We start from the raw sequence: 24,703 nt of genomic DNA on the forward strand, positions 1-24,703 counted from the left end.
CTTCATTAATATTTATTTGAATCCTCTGGATCTGGGGATGCAATTAAAGGCAAGTTTTTTATGATGAAAGTGGTTGACATAAAATCCCCTTCATTTCGGTATTAATGCCAAATAAGGCATATTGAGCGCTTGAATCCAAGTATTCATAATTGGAGTTAATTATACAAAGGATCCGATTATGAAGATAAGTATATTACTTTTTTTACTGCTGGTTTCTAGCGGACTGTTTGCTCAAAATCGTACGGAGGCTATATTATGGGCGCCTAATCATAATAATCTAAAAATCCTTCATTTACCGTATGGGAAGGCTCAAATTATTAGATCAGATCGTGCTATGCTTCAAAAGAATCGATGGGGAAATCCGCCTTCTCAAAAGTCCTTATTCCGCAAGGGAAAGCAAAGCAAAATTCGGGTCGGTTCTGATAAAATGAGAAGAAAAAACCCATTGCTTCAATCAGCTTTAAAAAAATCTTGAGGAAAGTTTTATTTTTTCTAGGTTGAATTTTTAGGGGATTATTTGAAATAATTTGTTCTTTTGGTCCAGGGTGGTTTGCGGTTAAATGGACTTAAAATAATTATTTGAAATCATGAGCCGATGAGGTGAATTTTTTAATGCGTCCCTTTTTTTAACTAAAGGGTAGTCTTGGTAAAATTATATTTTTAATGTGGGTTTTGCCCGGTCTTTGCACTGATATAAGTGAAAGGATAATGGTAAAATTTAAAAATATCTTGAAATGAAAAATGCCTTAGTATTTGGATTCGCCATGGCACTTGCCATCAGTGTTAATGCACAGGAAGTAAAAAGTAATAAGACTGCTGTAGCGAAGGAAAGAATTTCAAAAATGACGACACAGGCACCCGCGGCTGATTTTGTTGCACCACAAACTAAAAGCGATAAAGTAGGCCGTAGCAGAGTCGCTTCTCAGGAGAAAGTAAATGCATTGGATGCCGACAACGAAACCACTACTTTTCAGAAAGTAAAAAGTGATAAATCCGCTAGAAAATTAGTAAGATAGATCCCTTGAGTAATTCAAGGACAGTTCAAGGCAGTGAGTAATCGCTGCCTTTTTATTTTGTCCAATTTTTCTTCTTCATTTGGTTAGGAGAATATGGAGCCTACTCCAATTGGGGCGTTTGCTGCTTATTGGAACTTAGTGCAGGAATGTTGGTGAGGTTTTTTTAACCGCGAATTACACTAATTTGCACGAATTATTTTAAAGTTGCCTTTGTGGATTGGGTTGCTGCGGTACCTTCCATTTCAACAATCGGCCTTGATCAATGGGCGGCAAGCCAAAGGTTCTGCTGGCGAAAAGAAGGCATCACAGCGACATTTCTGAAAGCATTGACTAGTTTCCGTCCTCTTCAAATGTCGCCTTGATGGATTCCGTCAGCAGGTTCTTTGGCCCGCCAACATTGATCACAGCCTTGATTTTTTTGTTTCGTTTTTTATCAAGAAAAAATGAAAAATGAGTGTATTTCATTATAGAAGAATGTTTTGCCCTCATATTTCATCCAATGAGTTTTAGAATTGATTTTTAAAGATGGGAAGGAGCGAACAAAATATAGTGGATTGAGCGGACGCTCATTTAATTTTGGGTCTTAGCGAGGACGCAAAGACCAGTGATCGAGAGGAGTTACTCAAATGGGAATTGATGGTGCGATTTTTTCCCCCGAAAGTCAACGGCAAAATAGAGGAGAAATGAGCGCCAAATGCTCCCAAATACAATCCACACAACGCTAGATTCAATAAACCTCCTCCAGGGGTTTTGGCTCAGCGAGTTATGAAGTATCATCTGATTTTTACTTTCTCCACTTTCACCCGCTTCCTTGGAAAGACCCCAGTATAAGGAATTATTTTTTCATTTTTTTTGCCTTGCTTTACCGCTACATCAGGATTTAAGCATGCCTGTTTCGGCTTTTATTTCATCCATTCATTTAATGAAAAACCCCTTAAATTCAGAATATAGATTAATTAGGAATGGCCTTTTGATCTGACAATTGAATTTTTGCCGAATAGCGCTTTAAATCTGAAGTTGGGCTTAAATTTTCGGATGTGCTAGTCTTAAAATAATGCTATTTTTATGATGTGGATTTTGCCCGGTATTTGCACTGATATAAGTGAAAGGATAATGGTAAAATCTAAAAATATCTTGAAATGAAAAATGCCCTAGTATTCGGTTTCGCCATGGCGCTTTCCATCAGTGTTAATGCACAGGAAGTAAAAAGTAATAAGACTGCTGTAGCGAAGGAAAGAATTTCAAAAATGACGACACAGGCACCCGCGGCTGATTTTGTTGCGCAGCAAACTAAAAGTGATAAAGTAGGCCGTAGCAGAGCCGCTTCTCAGAAGAAAGTAAATGCATTGGATGCCGACAACGAAACCACTACTTTCCAGAAAGTAAAAAGTGATAAATCTGCCAGAAAATTAGTAAAGTAATGCTGGCAAATTTTTAATAAAAAGCAAAAAGGCAGTGATTTTTCACTGCCTTATTTATTTGCTACAATTTCTATTCTTCCCTCCGCTATCCAGGTATTCACCCGGTGTGTACTGATGATATTCCGGTTGCGATAAATTGCTTTATCAGTAAGATATACCTCATACAAATTCGGATCGTCGCCATATTGTTGCTGTGAAATTTGTTCCACTTTAAGTGAACGACCATTGAGTTTGAAGATGGTACCAATCGCCAATTTTTCCATAATAGTTAATTTTCAAGGGCTAATTTACGGCTTTCTTTTTTGCCAAAATCAAACCAAAATCAGCTTTTGGGTAAAAAAATCGAAATAGGATAGCTTTTCGGAACTATAATCGATGGATTAGCCACCTTAGTCTGAATTTATCCGTGATAAAACCCTCCTTGGGCGGCAAGGCGGGGAATATGAAGGAACAGTCTCTTATTTCAAATTTTTTCCAGCAAAGCAGATATAGGAGGAGAAAGCTGGCTTGCCCGTATATGGGCCAATAAAAAAATAGCAAAACCACCTAAAAAATATCAATAATTAAGTTTCAAACGTGGCCTATTGAATCTACCGCTGAATTATTGGGGTTTAGATCAAATCAGGAATGGCGACAGCTGTATTGGACCAATAGTTGAACCCTTTTTTTTAACCTAAAATAAAGGGTTTCTTGTTCACAGCAGACGAGGCTTTCCAAAATATCCTTACACCAATTTTGGATTAAATCTTCAAAAGTGACTTTTGTTACTGTAAGCTGAAATGGATTGCTTTTTCTTTGTAACAAATCAACAAACAAACAATGACCTTACTGACCTTGGCACTGATGGCCGCCTTGTTTATTGGCCTAACGCTGGGATTGATCGGAGGAGGAGGATCCATTCTCACTGTTCCGGTATTAACCTATTTGTTGGGACTCGGGGCGAGAGAAGCCACTGCCTATTCTTTATTTATTGTAGGCATGGCAGCTTCTGTGGGCGCGTATCGATTTTGGCGAAATGGACAAGTGGATTTCCGGCAATCCCTTTGGCTGGGAATACCCGCTTTAATTTCGGTTTATTTCGCACGTGCAGTGGTAGTTCCGCTTATTCCGGAAGTGTTGTGGGAGTTTGAGTCATGGGTATTGACCGATGATCTGGCCTTTATGCTGGTTTTTGCCATTGTAATGGTGATTTCTTCTGTCGCCATGATTCGGGGTAGGGGAGAGCAGTTGGCAACAGGTCCTGTTCATCCGTTTGGCTTAGCTTTTGCCGGCTTATTCATTGGTTTGTTAACGGGGATGCTGGGGGCCGGTGGAGGATTTGTGATCATTCCCACCCTGATGTTTGTTGGAAAGTTGCCGGTAAAAAAAGCAATGGGGACTTCTTTGGTGATTATTACCATTAATTCTCTGTTTGGTTTTCTAACGGACATTTTGAATGCTTCAAATGTCACTTATCAGGTGGATTGGGCATTGCTTTTGCAGTTTGTCGCATTAGCCTTGGTGGGTATTTTGGCAGGAGCCAGACTAAATAAACATGTTAGCGGAGGAAAGCTCAAAGTGCTTTTTGGCTGGTTTGTTTTAGTAATGGGCTTATTCATTTTGGTGGAACGCCTACAGGATACCTTTTCACAGGCGCCCGAAAATTTGGAATTGAATCAATCATTTTTACATAAAAAATAGCAATTAATTAAATGTTGGATTGGATTAATCAGCCTTGGCCATGGTGGGTGGCAGGGCCTATCATTGGATTGGTGTATTTGACCCTTTTATATTGGGGAAAAAGTTTTGGTATATCCGCAACCTTGCGAACGGCTTGTAGCATTGTTGGTGCCGGCAAGAAAAATGAATTTTTCAATTTTGACTGGAAAAGCCAGCGATGGAACTTATTATTTGTGTTAGGTTCCTTTTTGGGTGCTTCTATTGCCTATCATTGGATGAATGGGGCGCATGGTGGCGTAGCAGTTTCTGCAGGTACGGCAGCAGCCTTGGAAAAAATACACATTACCAGTTTTCATGACCATTTTTACCCTACGGAAATCATGGGTTGGGGTCAGCTGACTCATCTGTCAGGCTTTTTGACCTTAATAGGTGGTGGTTTTTTAGTAGGGTTCGGAGCCCGATATGCCGGGGGTTGTACCTCAGGTCATGCTATTAGCGGACTATCAAATTTCCAAAAAATGTCTTTATTCGCTGTAATCGGATTTTTTACCGGCGGTTTAGTAATGGTACATGTGGTATTTCCTTATCTATTATCTTAATTAGTCATGATACAAAGAGGTATAAAATATATATTATTGGGAATCGCTTTTGGTATTGTTTTTACAAAAGCAGAAATCATTTCCTGGTTTAGAATTTTTGAAATGTTCCAGTTTGAATCCTTCCATATGTATGGCGTGATCGGTTCAGCTGTAATGGTGGGTGCTTTAGGGACTTATTTTATGAAACGTATTGAAATGCGGGATAAAAAAGGCCAGGTGATTGCTCCAGCGGATAAAACGGGTTCGCCCAAGCGCTATATTTACGGAGGAATCATCTTCGGTCTGGGTTGGGCATTAACTGGTTCTTGCCCGGGCCCGATGTATATGCTGGTGGGTACAGGAGCTTCCTTTATGTTGGTGACTATTTTATCAGCGATGCTGGGAACTTTTGCTTACGCACAGGTCAAGCATAAATTGCCCCACTAGATAAATAAGTGCTGGTTGGTTTACAGGATGAATTACCAATTCGAAATTTTTGAAAGGCAACTGGCGTTTTTACAATAAGCCTGACTGGCCATTGAATAAATTTTATATAAGCCGGATTATTCACACTTAAATTCTGGTTTAGTTGTAAGGCGGAAATAATGAAGGAATAGTTTACTATTTCGAGCTTTTTCTGACGAAACAGATGAATGAGGGGAAAGCAAAATGACCTCATTGGGGCTTTTTGTGAAAAAGGAAAATTGCGCTCAATAAGCCAAAATATGCCCTTCCTTAGTCGTTTTGCAGCTGCCACCGGTAAGTATGAAGTAGCCTTAATGTATTGCTTTTGCGATTTTGGGTAGCTTGCAATCCCCTGACAGATCGCTAGCTAGCGTTGTAAAAAAGCATGGATTTGATTAATTTCTATCAAAGAAACTTTCAAGTCTATGCTTTTTTATTTTCGATATTTGCTGAAATACCTGATTGCCTTTATCCTGCCCCTATTGGTTTACCTTAGTTTTCAATGGGAAGAATGGGCATCATTTATTCCCTTTTTTTATGCTTTTGGCTTTATTCCGCTGCTGGAGTTGTTTTTACGTCCTGATGTGTCCAATCCGGGCTTATCCGAGGAAGAGCAATTAAAGGCCAACCGTATTTTCGATTTTCTCTTACTTTTGGCCGCGGGCTGTCAGTTTGGAATTTTGTGGCTTTTTTTAAAAATCATGGCTGTGGAAATGTCGAATCTGACCTTCGTGGGACACATCATGAGCATGGGGTTAATGTGTGGTGTTTTTGGGATTAATGTTGCGCATGAACTGGGGCATCGAAAGTCACCTTTTATGCAATGGACCGCCAAGTTCTTGTTGATGTCTTCCCTTTACATGCATTTTTTTATTGAGCATAATCGGGGACATCATCGCTATGTGGCCACTCCTCTGGATCCGGCTACTGCTCGAAAGGGTGAAAATATCTTTTTCTTTTGGGGACGGTCCATGGTGTTTTCCTGGCAGTCCGCCTGGAAGCTGGCGGCGAAAAGTGTTCAGAGAAAATATGGCACCACCTGGTCCTGGCATAATGAAATGTTACAATTTTTGACCATGCAGCTTGTTTGGTTGAGCCTGATTTTCTTTCTGACATCGCCTAAGGTATTTTTGGCTTATTTACTGGCCGCCCTGTTGGGCTGTTTGTTATTGGAATCAGTCAATTATATTGAGCATTATGGGCTATTAAGAAAACAACTGGAGGATGGTTCCTATGAAAGGACTCGCGCCTGCCATTCCTGGAACTCCAACCACCAATGGGGGCGGGCGACCTTATTTGAGTTGTCCCGGCATTCTGATCATCATTATTTGGCCTCTCGTAAATATCAGATCCTGCGCCATCATGAGGAGGCTCCGCAGTTACCTACAGGTTATCCCGGGATGATATTGTTGGCTTTTTTACCCCCGCTCTGGTTTAAGGTGATGCATTCAAAATTGGATGAAATTCGTAATCCGGTCTCCATCAGCCGGATAGGCTGAAATTCTTTTTTTGTTTTTATTTAATCTGATTTCCGGCTGGGGGAACTTTTGGATCTTTTTCCTATTTTATGTTTTTTGTAAGCTGTTAGGATCAATTTTATTGGTCTATTCATGTTCAACATCAATATATGCACCTTTTGGTGGGCTTTAGTCTGCCAAAACTTTTTAAAATAGGATCCTTATGGCAGTAAATCGTAGCGCGCTCATCAGGTATAAGGCGATAGACAATTGTTTGCGAGACCCCTCCGGAAATTATACGCTGGAAAATCTGATAGATATTTGTACCCAGGCTTTGCGTGATGCGGGGGAAATGGAAGAAGATAAGAAAGTAGGAAAGCGGACCGTTCAGCTTGATTTGCAAATGTTGCGTTCCGATGAATTAGGTTACAATGCGGACATTGAAGTGCTTTCACGAAAGTATTACCGATATAAAGATCCCGAATTCTCCATTACCAAACTACCACTGACCAAGAATGATTTTGCTCGCTTGAGTAGTGTAGTGGAAGATTTATCAGAATTTCAGAGCTTTTCCTATTATAATGATATTGCCGGACTCATTCAGCGGCTGGGGGATAAAGTGGAGGCTCATCGGTTTCCGGAGGAAAATGTGTTCCAGTTTGAAGATCAGGAATCAGAAAGCAGCCTGAATTATTTGACGCAGGTGCGCGATAATATTAAGCAGCGAAAAGCATTGGAAGTGGTTTACCAGGATCTGCGGTCGGCCGAACCTCAGCAATTTGTTTTTCATCCTTACTTATTAAAGGAATTTAGAAATCGTTGGTTTATTATTGGTGTCCGGGGGGCGGCAGCCCCCATTCAAACGCTGGCACTGGATCGTCTGCAGGGATTGAGTAATTCGGAAATCCAATATGTGGCCAATACCCGTGTGGATTTACGGGAACATTTTGAATCCTTGATTGGGGTAACCAATCCTGCAGATGATATGGAGGAGGAAGTGAGTCTGCATTTTGATTTTCAACAGGCGCCTTTTATCCTTTCCCAGCCTATACACAAAAGTCAGCAGGTTTTAAAAGTTGACGAAAGTGGCGTGGAGATAAAGTTGAAGCTCAAGCTGAATTCCGATCTGGAAGAAGAGCTGATTCGTTTTGGGGAGGGAGTACGTGTGCTTGCTCCGGTGAAATTGCAAAACCGCCTCAGACGTCGTTTGCAGAAAATGATGGATCAGTTAACCGGTGGAAGCCCTTCCAGCCCAACAGATGCTCCGCGGGAGGTGAAATTGCCCGCAATAGAAAAGGGAGAAGGTTATGCTATTATTCCGCAAATGTGGACCTCAGAGGAGACCCGCGGCCTAGCCAACAGTCTTTTCAGCTGGCTACAGGATAAAGCCAATACCCGGGAATCCTTTTGTATGCCGGATATTGTTACGAAGATGGAGACACTTCCGCTCATGTTGGAAACCGATAACTTCAGACAATTTCAGCAGCAATTTGAGGGTGGGCTGGAATTGGTAGCGACAAGCCTTTGGTATGGGAAGACGCATGAGCTACCATTGACGCCGCAGCGGATCAATCAAATAGAGAAGCAAAGTGCCCTGGCCGGTGATCAGGGTGCTGATTTGCCCGAAGAGGAAAAATTAGTTTGGGGCATTATGCCATTAGATGCTTTGGGAGAGCAGACCGGCTCTCTGGAATTGTTTACTTCTGCAGGTAGAATAAATGATTTAAAAGTGGACAAGGGTGGTTTGTTGCTCATGCAACCGGATACTTTTTGGAAACTAGAACCTACGGATATTTCAAGACGCCGGAGAATGATTGTCTTCTGGTGGAAAAAAAATTAATTTAAGGGTCGTTGGAACAAAAGCCAACGACCTTTTTTATGCGGAAAAAAATAAGCCTTCTTTTACTGCTATGCACTTGCCCTCTCCTTTTGTGGGCGCAACCTATTGTGAGATGGGATTTTTATCATGAGGGCAATTGGGAGCAGGAAAAAATTCGTTCCGTGGGATTTTTTCTGGAAAGCGCCCCCGCTTATTCTTTTCCTGCCATAAAGGAAGGAGGAAGTCATCAATTTCAATTGTTGAATCAATCGGGTGACACCCTTTATAGCAGTCAGCTGAGTACCCTGTGGACTGATTTTTTAACCACGCCTGGGGCAAAGGATAGTACAGCAAGTTTTCAGGCCAGCCTTCGCTTTCCAAAATTACCCACTGCCTATGCTGTAAGGCTGCTTTCCAGGGTGTCGGGAGAATATCAGCTGGTCGCCCAAATGCCGATTTCCTCCATTAAAGCGCTTCCCTGTCCTGCTCTAGACTATAAGGAGCTGAACCCAGCGCTGGCTGCAGATGCTCCGCTATGTATTTTATTGATCGGCGTGGATTATGATACCGGCGCTCAGCGTCAGTTTGAATTGAAAGCCCGGGCGTTATCGGATGCTTTATTATCCACGCCCCCTTTTAAAGAACATCGTCAACAGATTAGCCTGAAGGCCATTAATTTAAAAAAGAATAGTGCCGACCTGCGCTTACAAAGCAATATTTTTGGTGCTGATCGCTATGCCTTGACCTTGGCCCTACACCGATTAAACCAAGAGCTGAGTAGCGTACAGCACCACTATAAGGTGGTTTTGTGGAACCGGACTGCCTATTTAGGAGGAGGTATCTATCAACAGGTGGCCACCGTTGGGGCTGAAAATGAATATGCCGAGGTCATTTTTATCCATGAATTAGGACATTTGTTGTCAGACTTAGCGGATGAATACTACCCCTTGCAGGCCGAATCTGCGCCTATAAATCCCTTTTTTCTGAGCTGGGCACCCAATGTGGGGGATGATTTGGAGGCCCTTCCCTGGAAGACGGAAGTTAATATTGAGATCCCCTCTCCCTGGAATAAAATTCCTTATGAGGCATTTCTTTTGGAGCAGGAGGAGCGTATGCAACAGGCCAATATTCAAAGCGGGAAGGATTGGGAAGAATTTCTGGAACAAGAAAATTTGAAGCTGGAAGCCCTATTGTATCGGCCAAATTGGCCTATGGAAGTGGGCGCTTTTGAAGGAGCCGGCCATCAATACCAGGGATTTTTCCGACCCCAGATTGATTGCAAAATGTTTGGCTATCGTCAGGTTCCATTTTGTAAAGTGTGTTTGGCCGCCCTTCAAAAAACGATCCAATTGTATTAAAAATGGATTAAAAAGTCAGGGGAAATTTCAAGAATTTCTTTAATCTGCTGAAAATCAATACTTAAACAGAAGGAGCTTTTTGGGTTAACAGAATAATAAAAAATGAGCCCTTTTTTTTAATTTAATTAGGGGAATGTTTAAATGTAATTATTACGCTGTTTAATTGACTTTTTAGGAATGCCATGATAAACGACCTGTCAAAATATAATTATATGGCTATCTTATTACACTCCATTTTATTAAACATACGTTTTGTATAAAAAAGTAATATTTTTTTAGATCGATTTGCATCAATTTTCTGATGAAATTAGTGAATACTTTTTCACTATAAAGGGAAAATGCAGTTCCCTTTCCTTCTTTTTGTTTCTTGGAATCGTTTTTGTTTAACAACTGTTGATCAGTCAATTAGCCGGTTGGTCATAGAATTGCCCTCTTAAAGTATTGGAATGAAAGGCGGTGCTATTGATTCACCCAACGGCTGATTCACAAACAAGGTGTAAATGAGGGCTTTGTCTAAGTTTTTCCTTCGGAAGGCATTTTCGGCATACTGCTTGCATTTTTGGTAACATCTTGAAATAGAGTGAAGAATAGAATTTATAAAAAGGGAGAATTAGATATATGTTTTTTTACATCAAAGAAAATTTTAGTAAAGGAATAGAAAGTGTTGTTTTTATATTTTTTGATAGTTTTAAATTTGTTGGAGGATAGTTTTTGTAAATTAATAATTTGTTTTTTTGATTTAATACAGTTTTAGTATTGAATTTTAAAACAATTAAATATTATAAGTAATAAGTTTTAATCTACTTTTCTGAATAGTGTTTTAGCGTTTAGTCAAGTTTTTATTTGTTTTTTTCTCTGCTCTCCTGAGCGGAAATGGAATTGAGTGACTATTAAGTTTGAGTGTTTTTATGAGTAACCAAAAGTTTTGGATGGGGCTAATTATGGCCTTATTCGTCGGCATGGGTGTATCTAACGCCCAGAACATAAATTTTGCGGCTTGTCCAAATGGGGACGAGGTAGTCGTAAGTTTAACTTCTTCTTCAGCTATTCGCTGGACGTTAGATGGTAGCACCCCGGGCAACGGTTCCAATGGCGGATCCAACAGTGAGAAAATCACCGTACGCGAAAGCTTAACGGTCAAGGCGAAAGCCGGTAATTCCGCTGTTTATGCTTATAAAATTACGATCAGTGAGGCCGGGCCAACTCCTCCTTCCGTTACTCAACCTTTTCCTACGATGGACTGGGCAAATGGTCTTCCGGACCAGATTTTTAATTTGGATGAATATTTTTCAGGTCAGCCTTTGACTTACAGTATCAAATCCAATTCCGGTAGCCTGGTGGAAGCTTCCATTTCTGGAAATACCATGACCGTAAATATTCCAACGGAAGGTAAAGATTCCGGAACGATCATCGTAAAGGCGACTAATGAAAATGGTCAGTCGGTAGAAAACTCATTAGACTTCATTGTTCACCCTTCCAATGTTTTGTATCGTGTAAATGTTGGCGGTATTGCGCTGACGGAGGATGATGGCCTGGATTGGTCCGTGGATGATGAGAATAATCCTTCCCTGTATATCAAAGATCTTGGTTCCGATAACACTTACTCAATTCCAATAAATAAGTACGATGACGCGGTCGATGTTTCGCAAATGGAAACAGAGATTTTCAATACTCATCGTTTCTCCACCACTGGTACTTTTTCTTACGAATTTCCATTGGCCTCCGGGGAATATACAGCGAGACTGTTTTTTGCAGATGGTTTTCATGGTACTTCAGAAGTGGGTGACCGTGTATTTGATGTGATCATGAATGGTCGTACCGTATTGAGTAGATTTGATATCGTGGAGCGATTTGGAGCAGCAACAGGTGGTTTCGTCGATATTCCATTTGTGGCTTTGAACGGATTGGCAACGCTTGAATTAGAAGCCATTGTTGAAAACCCGATGTTGAATGGTATTGAGATCACCAAACAAGAGCTGGATGCTTACGATATTACTTTGGTGGAGCCTTTTGATGATTCCTATCACCTGAGAGATGCTGAGGTCGGATTTAAAGCCTCTACCACCGAAGCGCCGGTAGATTCTGTATCTTACTATGTCAATGAAGAGTGGGTAGGCAGTTCAAAAGATGCCCCTCACTATGAGATTACCTATAAGTTCCATCAGGTGGGCGCCAACCATGTTTTGGCGAAGTCTTATAAAGATGGAGAAGAAAAAGCCGTTTCTACTTCCCATACCGTTAATATTGATCAGCTGTCCGGTAAATTGTCCTGGCAAACACCAGCAGAAGGCGCTGCCTTCCTGAAAGGTTCCGAAGTGCCTTTGACAGTGGAAGCCTCAGATGCTGACTTTGATTATGTAGAATTTTATGTAAATGGTCAGGCGGTAGGTCAGGTGCAGGAAGCACCATATACCTTTAATCACACTTTGGTAGAAGCCAATCCAGCCTTAACTGCCCAAGGTTTTTATAGTGGGGATGTTATTGCGGAGAGTGGTGTTCGAAGAATCGTATTGGTAGATCCGGAGGAGATTAATTTGTTAGTGACCAGCCCGGCAGCCGGAGCACAATTACCGGCAGGCGAAACCTTTCAGCTGAAGGTTGGAGGGAATTTAGAGGTGGTTGACGAAGTAGTTTATACTTTAAACGGCACTCAAATCGCTACAGTAGCTGCTCCTTTTACGCATGACTTAATTTTAGAGGAAGCGGGTCCATATACCTTAAAGGCCGAAGCTTACTGGAACGGAGCTGTGCTGGATGAAAACAGTACAACTTTTACCATAGTAGAACCAGATGAGGCGGTATTAAATCTGATTTCACCAAAAGCCGGAGAGACTTACGATGTCGGGGAAGCGATTGCTTTCGAAGCGGACTTGTTAGGGGCAGAAGCTGATAAAATTGATTTCTATGTGAATGATGAATGGTTCACTAATGATGCGGAGGGTGTCAAAGCGATTGAGGAAGCAGGAAATTATGCGGTAATGGCTAAAGCGGTGAAGGATGAGCAGGTCATCGCCACTTCAGGGGTTCACCAAATTTCAGTAGTGGATGATTATTCCATCTCCTGGGAAAGCCCGGCGAATAACACCACCTTCACGGTAGGGAACACTATTCCTTTCAAAGCCACTCCAACGGCTACGGATATTGACCAGATTGATTATTATTTAAATAATGAATTGGTAGGTTCTGCACACAGCGCCCCTTATGAATTCAATTATGTTACTGAGCAGGCCGGAGATGATTTGCCGATTGTTGCGAAAATGATGAAAGCTGGAAATGTATTGGCGACCACCACCCAGCGTATTGTGCAGATTGTGGATCCGGTGAATGTAGCCATTTCTTTGACCAACCCTGTCGACGGTCAGGAATATTTGGTGGGAGATGCGATGCAATTGGAAATTTCCGGAGCCATTAATGGGGTAGCAAGAATGGATTACCTATTGAATGATCAGGTCGTGATTTCTTCCGCTAATTCTCCATTCCACGCAAGTTATGACCTAACACAAGTGGGAGAATTTAAAGTGTTGGCCAAGGCTTATGATGATAATAATGAATTATTGGCTACATCAACTAATCAGGTTAATATTTCAGTAAAACAAGATGTACATGGTGTATTAAACCTAACTTCTCCAACTGCCGGAGAGCGTTATTTGGTCAATACGCAAGTCCCACTTCGGGTAAGCTATACCGGAAATATTGATGAGGTGCGTTATTTTGCCAATGGATTGGAAGTGGCTGTTGCCACAGAAGCACCTTTTGAAGCAACTACTGCTTTTAGCGTGATTGGAAATCAGGAGATTTATGCGGTGGCCTTTGAAAATGGGCATGAGGTATTAACCTCTTCCGCCAATGAAATTTCCATAGCGGTGGAAGGTACGGTTCATTTTGTGACTCCTGAAGAAGGGGAATTAGTCAAGCCAAATGAGCCTTTGAATATGGCAGTGGAAGTTGACGGTTTTGCTACGGACCTGGTAGAGTTTTATGTAGGTGGCCGAAAAATTGGTCAGCGTACAGAGGCACCTTTTGCCCTGGATTATACCTTTACTCAAAGTGGAGATAAAGTATTGGAAGCCAAAGCATATTATGGCAACACCTTAGTGGCCGAGGACAAAAGAAATATTGTAGTCGACTTTGAAGGTGGTACTTATGCGATTGCCAGCCCAACCGATGGCGCACAATATACAGAAGGAAGTCAGGTTCCATTTGAGATTTTTGGAAGCCTTAATCGAGTGGATTATGTAGAATATTTCCTTAATGGGGAATTGGCTGAAACCGTAACCACTGCTCCTTTTAGCATAGACTATGCCCCAGCAGGTTCCGGAAAACAAATGCTCTATGCAAAAATTTATATTTCGGGCGAGCATTATATGGACACCGAAGAGGTTACTTTTGAAATGGTGCCCAATACACAGGCAACCGTTCACTTGGTAAATCCGGATAATGGTAAGCTTTTGCTTCCCGGAACCACTGAAATTTTCCAGGTGGAAATTAAGGGAGCGGTTGATCGTATTGATTACCGCGTGAATGGAATCGTAGTCGCTTCTGTTACCACCCCGAACTATGATTACGAATATACCTTCGAACATGAAGGAGAGTTTGAAATTCAGGCCATTGCCTACAATCAGAATAATCAGGTGGCTTTCTCGGGGATTTCAACTGTGACAGTAACCCAGGATCCGGATAATGAAATCCGATTGATTAATCCTACAGAAGGAGCCGTTTATTTTGTGAATAATGCCGTTCCTGTTCAGGTGGAAGCCAGTAGCTCCTATATAGCTGAAGTTTACATTTATGTAAATGGTCAAATTTCAGCTGAGTTGACCGATTCCCCTTATCAGACCATTCTTTACTTTGATGAAGCCGGAATTTATGAAATCCGTGCGGAAATGGTCACAGATGAAGGAACTTACTCTTCTTCAGTAGTGACGATCAATGTGGTGGAAGATGGGGAAGATCCTGAAAAACTATATGGCGGGGTTTCACCAAATCCGGTAGAGGATGAAATGAAGGTGACTTACCGGGGAAAAGAAAATGAAAAGTTTGAATCTTTAGTAGTTACTGACGTTAACGGTCGTCCGGTTTACAGCAAAATGTTGGGAGGAACTGCCAATATGGAGGAAACTGTAAAAGCAGGGGATTGGACTGCAGGTGTTTACATCGTGAAGGTCAAAACTTCCCTGGGGGATAAAGTCACGAAAATTGTGAAGTATTAAGCCCCAAAAGGATAGAAATTTTAACCTTCTTGTTTACAAGGGGTTTTAAGAATACTCATCGGAGCTTTTTAGCTCAAACTTAATAGGAGTCCCGGCCAATTCTTTGGTTCGGGACTTTTTATTGACCGATGAGAGCAGCGGGAAGCTTTTGAGATTTTTTTTGCCACGAATGGCCCGAATGATCACGAATGAATTTAGACTCATTCATTACGGGCAAAGCCATTAAGCCATTCCTATTTCGAGTTTTTTCCTACAAAAAAGATGAATGAGCAGAAAGCAAGCTTGACCAAATTTGGGCTATTATAAATCAAAGAAAATATATTGTAATTAAATTAAGCCACTTGCGATCAGTTAATAAATTTAGCGGTGAATAGTTCGGGTTAATCCTGAATGACACGGCTTTTTTATAAAAGTACAAATTATAGGCATGATCTAGTTCCCAATGAGGGTTGATTTGAGCGCTTGTTTATGAGCTAGATCACTATCTTTTACAGTATTGACTTTATAGTATAAAATCTTCCACATCAACCCTCCGGCCTTGATCAATGGGCGGTTAGACAAAGGTTCTGCTGGCGACAAGAAGGCATCACAGCGACATTTTAGCAATATTTCACCCGTCACCTGCATTCTCCAAATGTCGCCTTGATGGATTCCGTTATCAGGTTCGTTGTCCCGCCGACATTAGTCACAGCCTTGATTTTTTTGTTTCGGTTTTTATCAATAATAAATTTACGATTTAAACACTTTAATGGCCAAACCACACATCATCTAAACTGTATTTTCCAGCTCCTGATAGTAGCAATATCAAATAAAAAGTGAGGTAATGCAGGGAAAATTCATGGTCGGCAAAACTCCATCCTTTATGAACATCCAGAGTGATTACCAAAAACATGATCACCAAACCACTCACTGCAAAAGGGAAAAATAAGCCCGTCATCATGAGGGGCGTAAAAAGTAATTGACAAATGAGGGTCAGCCGGAGTGCATTTTCGGGCTTCAATCCCCAAAATACAGGGAAGGTTTTCAGGCTTTCTTCATAATGTCGGATTTTATGGATGCTTAGGCGAAGCAAAAAGGCGCCGGAGATTAGCCTCAGGCAGAGTAAGGCGAAATCCGCATTTGCCCACTGATCGTAGGATTGGATAATTTCATTCATGGGCGCAAAGGTACACGAATGTGATAAATCCAAAAAAGATCCACGGATAACAATTATGTCGGAACTAGCGAAGCTCCTGTGGAGTTAAGGATTTTTTGTAGGTCTAAAAACCCTTATTTAACGGGCAGTAGGCTATTGTCTAAACTGATTTTCTGACTCAACCCAGAATATTCATGCATAATCCTTGTTGAGCACCAAGGCAGAAAAAGGAAGGAATTTTTCCTATTTTGAGTTTTCTCCTTCTAAAAGATGATTAGAAAATAAGGGCACCCAAATTTGGCCGTTGAAAATAGAAATAGAACCAGCTAAAATCATTGCAAGTAGGTGCTTTCGGGTGGATAGCCAAATCTGGGGATGATTTATTCGGGCTAATTTTCACACCAGGGCATATAGGCTTTTAAAGGATCATCATGCTGACTAATGAAAGCGGATTTAATTTTTTTGGCATTGGTTTCAATTTTCTTTCCGGCCCATACCATTCCAAGGATAAGTGCAATGGCCACAATGGTCTCCGCCTTTTTAAAGTATCGATTCTGCATGTTAGGTTTTGTTATTTTTTATATAAACAAATTCCTAAAACGATGGCCTTCCACTTTTGATCAATCGAGCCCTTAGGGGATGAATTTTTTTAATATCGGACTAATTCATGACCGTTGGTTGAGGAATATACCGTGTTGGTAGAAAAAATGGCGAAATGTTCGATTGCTTACCCTATTTTTGAATAGACTTTATCATCAGAAATAACATCTCAATAATCGGAATGAAAAATATTACTTTTAGCCTGGCACTATGCCTGATGCTTGTGGCTAATTTTTTTGCTATGGCTCAAGGCCCAGGGGGAGGAAGAAAATTACCTCCAATGAACGAAAGACCTAAAATAGGAACCTTAAGTGGGGAGGTTTATGATGCAGGAGGTCAGGCCGTGCCTTATGCAACGATTTCATTATATGATGCGCAAAATCCGGAAAGCTTGGTGGATGGGGCCATTAGTGAAGACAATGGGAAGTTTCTTTTAAAAGAAATTCCTGCCGGCATCTTCATCGTGAAAGTGCAAAGCATGGGCTATGCGGAGGTAACTTTGGAGGAGAAAGTGAAGTTTTTTCCGGGAAGATCCGAAGCGGTGAATTTGGGTAGAATTCAATTGGCGGATGCGGTGCAGGAACTTTCCGAAGTGACAGTGGAGGCGGAACGGGAGTTATATGTGAACTCTATAGACCGCCAGACCTATGCTGTGGGCAGTGATTTGTCTGCCGAAGGGGGAGTAGCTCAGGATGTTTTGCAAAATATTCCTATGGTTGAGGTGGATACGGATGGCAATATTTCTTTGAGAGGAAGTGAGAATGTGCGCATTTTGATTAATGGAAAACCGTCCAAATTAATGGGCTCTGATCCGGCCACCTTAATGGAGCAGATTCCATCCAATATGATCGATAAAGTGGAGGTAATCACCAACCCTTCGGCCAAATTTAGCCCTGAGGGCTCCGCGGGAATCATCAATGTGGTATTGAAAAAAGACCGCAAAGGTGGCGTCTTTGGAGGGGTGACCGCAAGTGCCGGATCCTATGACAATTACGGTTTGTCGGCCAATGTGAATCGTTACAGCGATGGATTGAACTTAAATGCCAGCTACAGTTTTCGCCAGCGCAATCGCCTGGCGGAGCAGGATGTTTTTAGAACGAATTTTGATGAAGATGGTCAGGTAGAGTCTATCATGGAGCAGACCTCAGATCGGAAAATGGGGCGGGATTCTCATATGTTTCAGTTAGGGGCTGAATATAGCTGGGGAAAAAATACCCTGGGAATGAACGGAGGCCTGAATTTTTCGGGTAGATCTTCCTATAATAATTTGTTAACCAGCAATAGAGATGCCGATGGCAATATCTTGTCGGAGTTTCAGCAAATTTCCAATAGTAATGATGATGGCATCAATCAAAACATTGGGATAGATTATGAGCGTACTTTTAATAAGCCGGGGCAGAAGTTAACCGCCAATTTCACCTTTGCCAATGGTGATATGACTCGTTATTCCACCTTTGGTACCAGAGAGATTAATGATGTGGATTATAATGACCGCAATATCAACTTTCAGCTGGATTATGTGCATCCGCTTTCTCAAAAATGGAAGCTGGAAACAGGTTGGCAAACGACCTATAATAAAATTGATCAGAATACGAAAGTGAGCACTAGTGATAGCGGGGAGGATTTTATATCAGATCCCAGCCGTAGTAACCATTTTGTATATGATGAATTGGTGAACTCCTTTTATGGGGTGATGAACGGGAAGTTCAGTGAGAAACTACAAGCTCAGTTAGGTTTCCGGGTGGAGCAGGCGCAGATTGCTTCTGAATTAATCACGGAGGAGACTGATCGATATCCGAATGATTATTTCGCTTTTTATCCTTCTCTGCATCTGAATTATAACCTGACGGATAAGGATAAATTAAAAGCCAGTTATTCCAGAAGAGTTTCCAGACCCGGCGTTCGCCAGCTGAACCCCTTCGAGGATCGTTCCAATGAGCAGAATATTCGTACAGGTAATCCTTATTTGAGTCCTTCCTTTACCGATAGTTATGAACTGGGTCACACGCATAATTTTAGCTGGGGATCGTTGAGCTCTATCGCTTATTATCGTTACTCTACTGAAGACATTACCCGTGTAAATTATCGGGAAGATGATATCGTATACAGTACTTATGCCAATTTGGCTTCCACCCAAAATGCCGGTTTTGACTTCATGTTAATGGCACAGCCCACCGACTGGTGGAAAGTAATGGGATCGGCTAATTTATTCTATCAGTATATGGATCCGGGGGATGAATATCCGGAACTGAGCGTGGCAGAAGGTTTTGCCTATAACCTGAGCATGAACAATACTTTTGATTTGTGGAAAGGTGCCAGCCTGCAGGCGATGGTGCGATATTCCGCCCCCAGAAATGTGACCAATGGGGAGCGAGATGCCTTCATCTTTTCCAATATTGCGGTGAAGCAAAAAATGCTGAAGAATAAGATGTCCGCCACCCTGAAGGTAAATGACCCTTTCAATTTGATGCAGTTCCAAATTAAAAACTGGGATCCCTACTACTATCAGGACATGACTTTTAATATGTTGTTCCAAACCGTGGATTTGGCGCTGACCTATAACTTTGGTCAGTCCAACCATAGTAAAAAAGGCAGATCTAAAGGGCGTACCTCCGGTGGAGGCGATGATATGGACATGGGCTTTTAATAAGCCTGTGGACAAATTTTGAATGATTAAAGCGGGAATCGCTGCTTTTCTACACGCTTTTTAGTATTTAAAGGCCATTGGTTTGTTGTGGTAAAGGTTACACCACCTCAGCAAGCTTGTGGCCTTTTTTGATTCCGATTTTTTTGGCCACAAATTGCCCAAATTTTCACGAATGATTTTTCAGACTTGAACAGGTGAGTAGCCTTTTTAGCGGAATGGAGTTATCAGGATTATTTCCTTCTTCCACCTCAATTAATTGGTTGTGAGTAATTGGCGATGAGCTTTGAGCGCTGTTACTGATCAGGAAGGCATCTCCACTATATTTCCACGTAATCAACTTTCTTTCCTTTTTGGACCAAACCACGGCATGAGGGCTTGCTGGGGCAGGTTCGATAGTTCGCCGGTATTGATTACTGTTTTGCTTTTTTGTTTCGTTTTTTATCAAAATGGAATGAAAATAAAGAGAGAATATTGAAAAATGAGACTTGAAGCAATCCGAACATTGAAAAAAGGTCACATAAAAGCAACGAATTATACTCTGTCGGTAATTAGGAGAAAAGGGTATTGTGGCGGAAGCTCCGGCTTTCTTTGGTACGAAGGTTAATAATGCAAATATTAGCTTTTTTGGAGGAAAAGAGGAGGGGGAATAGGCAAGCGTATTTTTCAGCTTTGATAAAGGGGTGTTAATATGATATTTATGAAAAATTACTCATTTGGTGTTCATGATTTAGCCTATGGAGCGTTATTTTTGATAATTTGATATCAATTAACGTAAAAATGAGGGGAAGCCCCTATTTTTTTTGGAGAAGCTAAGGTGTAGTATTGTGAGCATGGAACAGTCAATGTTTGAAAGTTGATATCAAACGTGTAGTGCTTGTTTCGCCTATCATTTACCTTATTAACCTTAGCTTATGAAAAGATTATTTTTACTCTTTGGGATTTTGTTTTCTGTATTTACCCTACCGAAAGCGGAAGCTCAGAATTTTGTAGAAATCGGAAATGGGACGCTTCAAACTACTAATCCGGTTTATATCAATTGGAAATATTCCTGGGGAAGTTTTATTTATAAATCAACGGATTTAGGAGATGCCAAGTCTATTAACAAACTCGCTTTTTATGCGAATAAAAATTTTGGTGGCTGGGAGTATGCTTTTGAACAACAAAAAATTTACCTCAGACAGGTAAGCAGTGAGGAGCTTTCCCCGGCATATCCGGATCTGGCCAATTACACGCAGGTATTTGAGGGAGACATCGCTTATCCCGCAAATGGAGAGGGTTGGATGGAGATTGACATTGATGATTTTGAATATGATGGAGATAGCCATATCATCATTCACTGGCAGAACCATTCCGGCAATTCTATGGCCACCAGTGGGTTATTCTTTGGGACTTCTAAGCCTGGGGAGCAAATGATCTGTGGAAGTGATAGCGCTTTTCCGGAATATAATACGGGAAATGCTCCCTGGAATGACGCTACCCCCAATGTTAGATTTTATTATGAAAACAGTGGTGATCAACCCTGTACGCCCTATGTGACCTCCATTGGTAACAATGAGACCAAAGTGGACGCGAATGCTGCAATCAAATTTGACCTCTGTAATACCGATCGGTATGACTTTTATTTAGGAGAGTCCGAAGAGGATTTAAAGCTGATTGCCGAAAATCAGGTGGTTGCGGCAGATGGATCTTATGAATATAAGCATCAGGAGCTATGGGCTTCCTCCACCACTTATTATTATCAAATTGTGGCGAAGAAAGGAGAGGAAACTACCAGCTCTCCAGTGCTGGCTTTCACAGCGCAGAAGGTGATCAACGAATACCCTTTTGATGTGGATTTTGAAGACTACTATATCAGTTCTTTCAGCGGAAAGCGGATTAATAGAATTGTGAATACCAACTGGCCGGATTCTTCCGATTGGTCATTTGATAATGATTGGGCTGCAGTGGATATTGCGGACTATGCGCTGGATATCTATAAAGGAAAAATGGGCGCCTATGTGAGCCCATGGCAAAAAGGGGATTTCGCCCTGACGACGCCACGCTTTAACCTTCCGGAAAATACAGAAATCTCCTTTTATTGGAAAAACAGTAGTAATTCAGCCCCTAGATCCGGCCCTTTTATGTCCACTTATTTTGAAGTGTCGACCGATGGTGGGGAAAATTGGGTTATCGTAGGGGAAATGACGCCTGAATCTCATATGGAGGAGTATCAGCTGGAGATTTTTGATCTCTCAGCATACGCAGGAAGTGATGTGTACATGAGATGGAGAGCGCACAGCACCTGGGCGTGGAGTCCTCGAAATTTTTGGATCGATAATATCAGCGTGAGGGAGATTGAGCAGGTGCCGGTAATGGTTTTGGGAAAGGATACCTATGATTTCCCCGCTATTTCAGTAGGCGGGCGCATCAAAGTACCTCTGGAAATTCAAAATACAGGTCGCAGTGCTTTAATCATCCGGGGGAGTAGCTCTTCGGGACCTTTTTCCTCAGATTTTAGCGGGACTATTCAAGCGGGAGAAACGGCCATTGCCGATCTGTATTTTAACCCTGAGGAGGTAAATTCTTTTGGAGCAGATTTAGTTTTTGAAAGTAATTCGGTTGGTGGTGAAAGTGTCATCAGCTTAAGTGGTTCCTCCTACGCGCCATTGAATACCTTTTTTGAAAACTTTGATGCGGAGAAATCCATGCCCGAAAAGTGGTCTCAGATAAAATCGGACTGGGATTTATTGACTTGCCCTGAAGTAATTGGTGGATCTTTGGAATACTTTTCCGGCCCCTATTGTATGCGCATGATGAGAATGAATGATGCGGATTCCCCTCTGATTTTGGTGAGCCCCGGGGTGAAAAATTTTGATGTGAATCGCCTGGTATTTCAGGCCAAGAAATCCGTAGAGGACTACGATTTAATTTTAGAAGTGGGGCTGATGACCGATCCAACAGATCCGGAGACTTTCGAAACAATAGAGACGTTTGATTTGACCAGCACTTATAAGCAATATAGCATTTTATTCAGTCCCAACGCCAAGGGACCCTATATCGCCTTTAGGCACGCAACGCATTCGGCCCTGACCAAAATGTTGCTGGATGATATTACCTGGGAAAAAATCAGTAATGGGTTTCCGCTTCCTGCCAACGCTCCATCCCCGGCCATGAGTGCGCAGGAGGTAGATATTATGAAAGGATTAAATTTGAGTTGGGCAGATGGTGGAGGAGCAACAGATGGGTATAAATTGTCTGTGGGTACTGATCCGGAAGGAACCAATGTGTTGAATGGAGAGGAATTAGCGGTGGAGCAACCTCATCATCACCTGAATCATCTGGCCTTCGGGGAGACCTATTATTGGAAAGTGGAATCGTTCAATTCCTATGGGAGCAGTCTGAATAATTCGGTATGGTCATTTACCACTATGGAGGATCCATTAGTTTCAACCTTTCCTTATGTGGAATTCTTTGATGAGCAGCCGGAAGCCGGAGCTATGGTGCCTCTGGGATGGAGTGTGGAGGATGTGAATGAAGATGGCATCAGTTGGAAATATGTGGCCGAATCTGATAAGGATGCTGATCAGGGCGGGTCCGGAGCGATGATGATGGATTTCAGTATGGCCACCGCGAAAAAAGATATCCTGTTTTCTGCTCCTATCGCGATGGAGGAGGGAGCAAGCTTTGAACTTTCGTTTAGAGTAAAGGCAGTAGCAGATGCCCTCACAGAGGAAGTGTTCGAGGAGGAGTTAAAAGTTTACCTGGCGGACAGCAACCATGTTGATTATTTGATGGAACTGCCAATAGGGGAGTTGATCACGAAAGATGACCAGTGGAAAACGGTTACCTTGCCCTTCCTGGCTCCTGCGGGCGAACGTTTATACCTCGGGTTTTATGCCACATCAGCCGCGGCCAAAGGGGTATTGCTTTTGGATGATTTTCAGTTGGAAGAAATTGGCCAAAACCCTATTTCCTTTTCCTCTTCCTCTGCTACAGTAGCACAGTTATATCATGAATTCTCTTATAGTGCTCAGGCCACTCATGACTATGGAAATGACCTTTCCTTTGAACTTGAATATGCGCCGGAATGGCTATCTATGCACGAAAATGGCCATAATGAATTGCTGCTTACCGGTACACCGGATGAAATAGGGACTTTCAGTGTTCGCCTTTCTGCTACAGATGGGCAAATGACGGCAGGCCACCAATTCAGCGTGGTAGTAAGCGATATTGATAATCCGCTTTCTTTTGCTTCTTTGCCGGCAATGGAAGTTGATCAATATGAGGATTATCACTATAACATTGAAGTACAATCAGAAATTGATATGCCGGTGACCCTGGAGTTAGTGCAGGCTCCCAACTGGTTGCAACTTGCTCAGACAGAAGGTGCTTATTCCCTGGCAGGGACCTCCCCAAAACAAGGAGGTTTTGCAGTGAAACTAAAGGCCTCTACGGCAAAATGGGAATTATTCCAGGAATATATCCTGACCGTTAAAGCCATCGATAATCCATTATCGTTCACTGCTGAGCAAAGTATGGAAGTCATGGCCGGATCTGCTTTTAATTATCCGATTAGTTTTAAAGGATTGGCCGGATATGATATTGCTATTGCTATTGCCACCGAAAACCTGGCGTCCACTTTAAGTCTGGAAGACCATAAGGATGGAACCGCCACTTTGAGTGGAAGCTTGGAAGAAGACCATGCAGTGACTTTGTTCGCCACACAGGAAGGTTGGTCCCTGGAGCAAGTGATCAATATCAAGGTGAATAAAGTATTGGCCTCTGCCATGGCCGGGGAGTTTAAGGTCTTCCCTGTGCCCGCGCGGGAGGAGCTCAATATTCAGGCACCCAAGGGGCAAATCATTCAGCAGGTGTCCATTATCAATGCACAGGGCCAGACCGTAAAGCGTTGGGAAGTTGGCCATACCACTAGCCGGCTTTCGGTAGGGGCTTTATCACCGGGCTGGTATTTTGTGGTGATTGAAACCCCTACCGGGAAGCACAGTCAACCTATTCTTAAGTGGTAAAGAGGTGGAGCGTGTCTAAAAACCATTTTATCCGAAGCAAATTAGCTTTTGTGGCAAAGAATTTTGGCTTTTAACCCGGAATATTCATGCTTAAATCCTCGTTTAGCGGTAAGGCGGAAAAAAAGAAGGAATTTTTCCTATTTCATTTTTTTCCAACGAAACAGAGGAATGAGGAGCAAGCAAGCTTGCCCAAATTTGGGCTATAATAAATCAAAGAAAATAAATTTTAACGAGCTGAAAATAAGCTCATTGTGCTTAGTTGATGAATTTAGCGGTGAATAATTCGGCTTAAATACGCACTAAGCACCCTCTTATTCATTAGGGGAGTGACA

The 24,703-nt window shown here is 42.0% G+C and carries 14 protein-coding genes; 11 read left to right on the forward strand and 3 right to left on the reverse strand.

What is annotated here, in order from left to right:
- The first annotated feature begins 734 nt into the window (after positions 1-734).
- Positions 735-1,016, forward strand: a complete 282-nt coding sequence (locus AAA970_RS21100; protein WP_338238867.1) for a hypothetical protein — start codon at positions 735-737, stop codon at positions 1,014-1,016.
- Between the two features lie 1,139 nt (positions 1,017-2,155).
- Positions 2,156-2,437 (forward strand): hypothetical protein, encoded by a 282-nt coding sequence (locus AAA970_RS21105; RefSeq protein ID WP_338238868.1) that lies wholly within the window; start codon positions 2,156-2,158, stop codon positions 2,435-2,437.
- Between the two features lie 50 nt (positions 2,438-2,487).
- Here the strand turns inward: AAA970_RS21105 and AAA970_RS21110 are convergent, their stop codons facing one another.
- Positions 2,488-2,700 carry a hypothetical protein gene (locus AAA970_RS21110; protein WP_060688967.1) on the reverse strand — a complete coding sequence of 71 codons (213 nt, stop codon included), beginning with the start codon at positions 2,698-2,700 and terminating at the stop codon, positions 2,488-2,490.
- A 556-nt stretch (positions 2,701-3,256) separates the two neighbouring features.
- On the opposite strand from AAA970_RS21110, the gene AAA970_RS21115 reads away from it, so the two are divergent.
- From AAA970_RS21115 to AAA970_RS21145, 7 genes are all read left to right on the forward strand, one after another.
- Complete coding sequence (locus AAA970_RS21115) at positions 3,257-4,117, forward strand: TSUP family transporter (protein ID WP_060688968.1); 861 nt, start codon at positions 3,257-3,259, stop codon at positions 4,115-4,117.
- A gap of 11 nt (positions 4,118-4,128) precedes the next feature.
- Entirely contained in the window at positions 4,129-4,695 is a 567-nt protein-coding gene (locus AAA970_RS21120) for a YeeE/YedE family protein (protein WP_338238869.1), read from the forward strand.
- Positions 4,696-4,701: 6 nt separating this feature from the next.
- Positions 4,702-5,121 (forward strand): DUF6691 family protein, encoded by a 420-nt coding sequence (locus AAA970_RS21125; protein WP_338238870.1) that lies wholly within the window; start codon positions 4,702-4,704, stop codon positions 5,119-5,121.
- A 443-nt stretch (positions 5,122-5,564) separates the two neighbouring features.
- Complete coding sequence (locus AAA970_RS21130; protein ID WP_338238871.1) at positions 5,565-6,638, forward strand: alkane 1-monooxygenase; 1,074 nt, start codon at positions 5,565-5,567, stop codon at positions 6,636-6,638.
- A 181-nt stretch (positions 6,639-6,819) separates the two neighbouring features.
- A complete protein-coding gene (locus AAA970_RS21135; RefSeq protein WP_338238872.1) occupies positions 6,820-8,436 on the forward strand; it encodes a helix-turn-helix transcriptional regulator in 1,617 nt (538 codons plus the stop codon).
- A 107-nt stretch (positions 8,437-8,543) separates the two neighbouring features.
- A complete protein-coding gene (locus tag AAA970_RS21140; protein WP_338238873.1) occupies positions 8,544-9,773 on the forward strand; it encodes a M64 family metallopeptidase in 1,230 nt (409 codons plus the stop codon).
- A 908-nt stretch (positions 9,774-10,681) separates the two neighbouring features.
- On the forward strand, positions 10,682-14,983 hold the full coding sequence (locus AAA970_RS21145; protein ID WP_338238874.1) for an Ig-like domain-containing protein: 4,302 nt from the start codon (positions 10,682-10,684) through the stop codon (positions 14,981-14,983).
- A gap of 745 nt (positions 14,984-15,728) precedes the next feature.
- On the opposite strand, the gene AAA970_RS21150 is transcribed toward AAA970_RS21145, so the two are convergent.
- Positions 15,729-16,139, reverse strand: coding sequence for a DoxX family protein (locus AAA970_RS21150; RefSeq protein ID WP_338238875.1), 411 nt, complete (start codon positions 16,137-16,139; stop codon positions 15,729-15,731).
- Positions 16,140-16,507: 368 nt separating this feature from the next.
- Entirely contained in the window at positions 16,508-16,678 is a 171-nt protein-coding gene (locus AAA970_RS21155) for a hypothetical protein (RefSeq protein ID WP_338238876.1), read from the reverse strand.
- A 320-nt stretch (positions 16,679-16,998) separates the two neighbouring features.
- On the opposite strand from AAA970_RS21155, the gene AAA970_RS21160 reads away from it, so the two are divergent.
- Both AAA970_RS21160 and AAA970_RS21165 read left to right on the forward strand, forming a co-directional pair.
- Positions 16,999-19,365: a TonB-dependent receptor domain-containing protein gene (locus AAA970_RS21160; protein WP_338238877.1), complete on the forward strand. Its 2,367-nt coding sequence runs from the start codon at positions 16,999-17,001 to the stop codon at positions 19,363-19,365.
- A 911-nt stretch (positions 19,366-20,276) separates the two neighbouring features.
- A complete protein-coding gene (locus AAA970_RS21165) occupies positions 20,277-24,371 on the forward strand; it encodes an Ig-like domain-containing protein (protein ID WP_338238878.1) in 4,095 nt (1,364 codons plus the stop codon).
- The last annotated feature ends 332 nt before the right edge of the window (positions 24,372-24,703 follow it).

It is taken from the genome of Persicobacter diffluens, assembly GCF_036244895.1.
In the GTDB taxonomy this organism is placed as follows: domain Bacteria; phylum Bacteroidota; class Bacteroidia; order Cytophagales; family Cyclobacteriaceae; genus Persicobacter; species Persicobacter diffluens.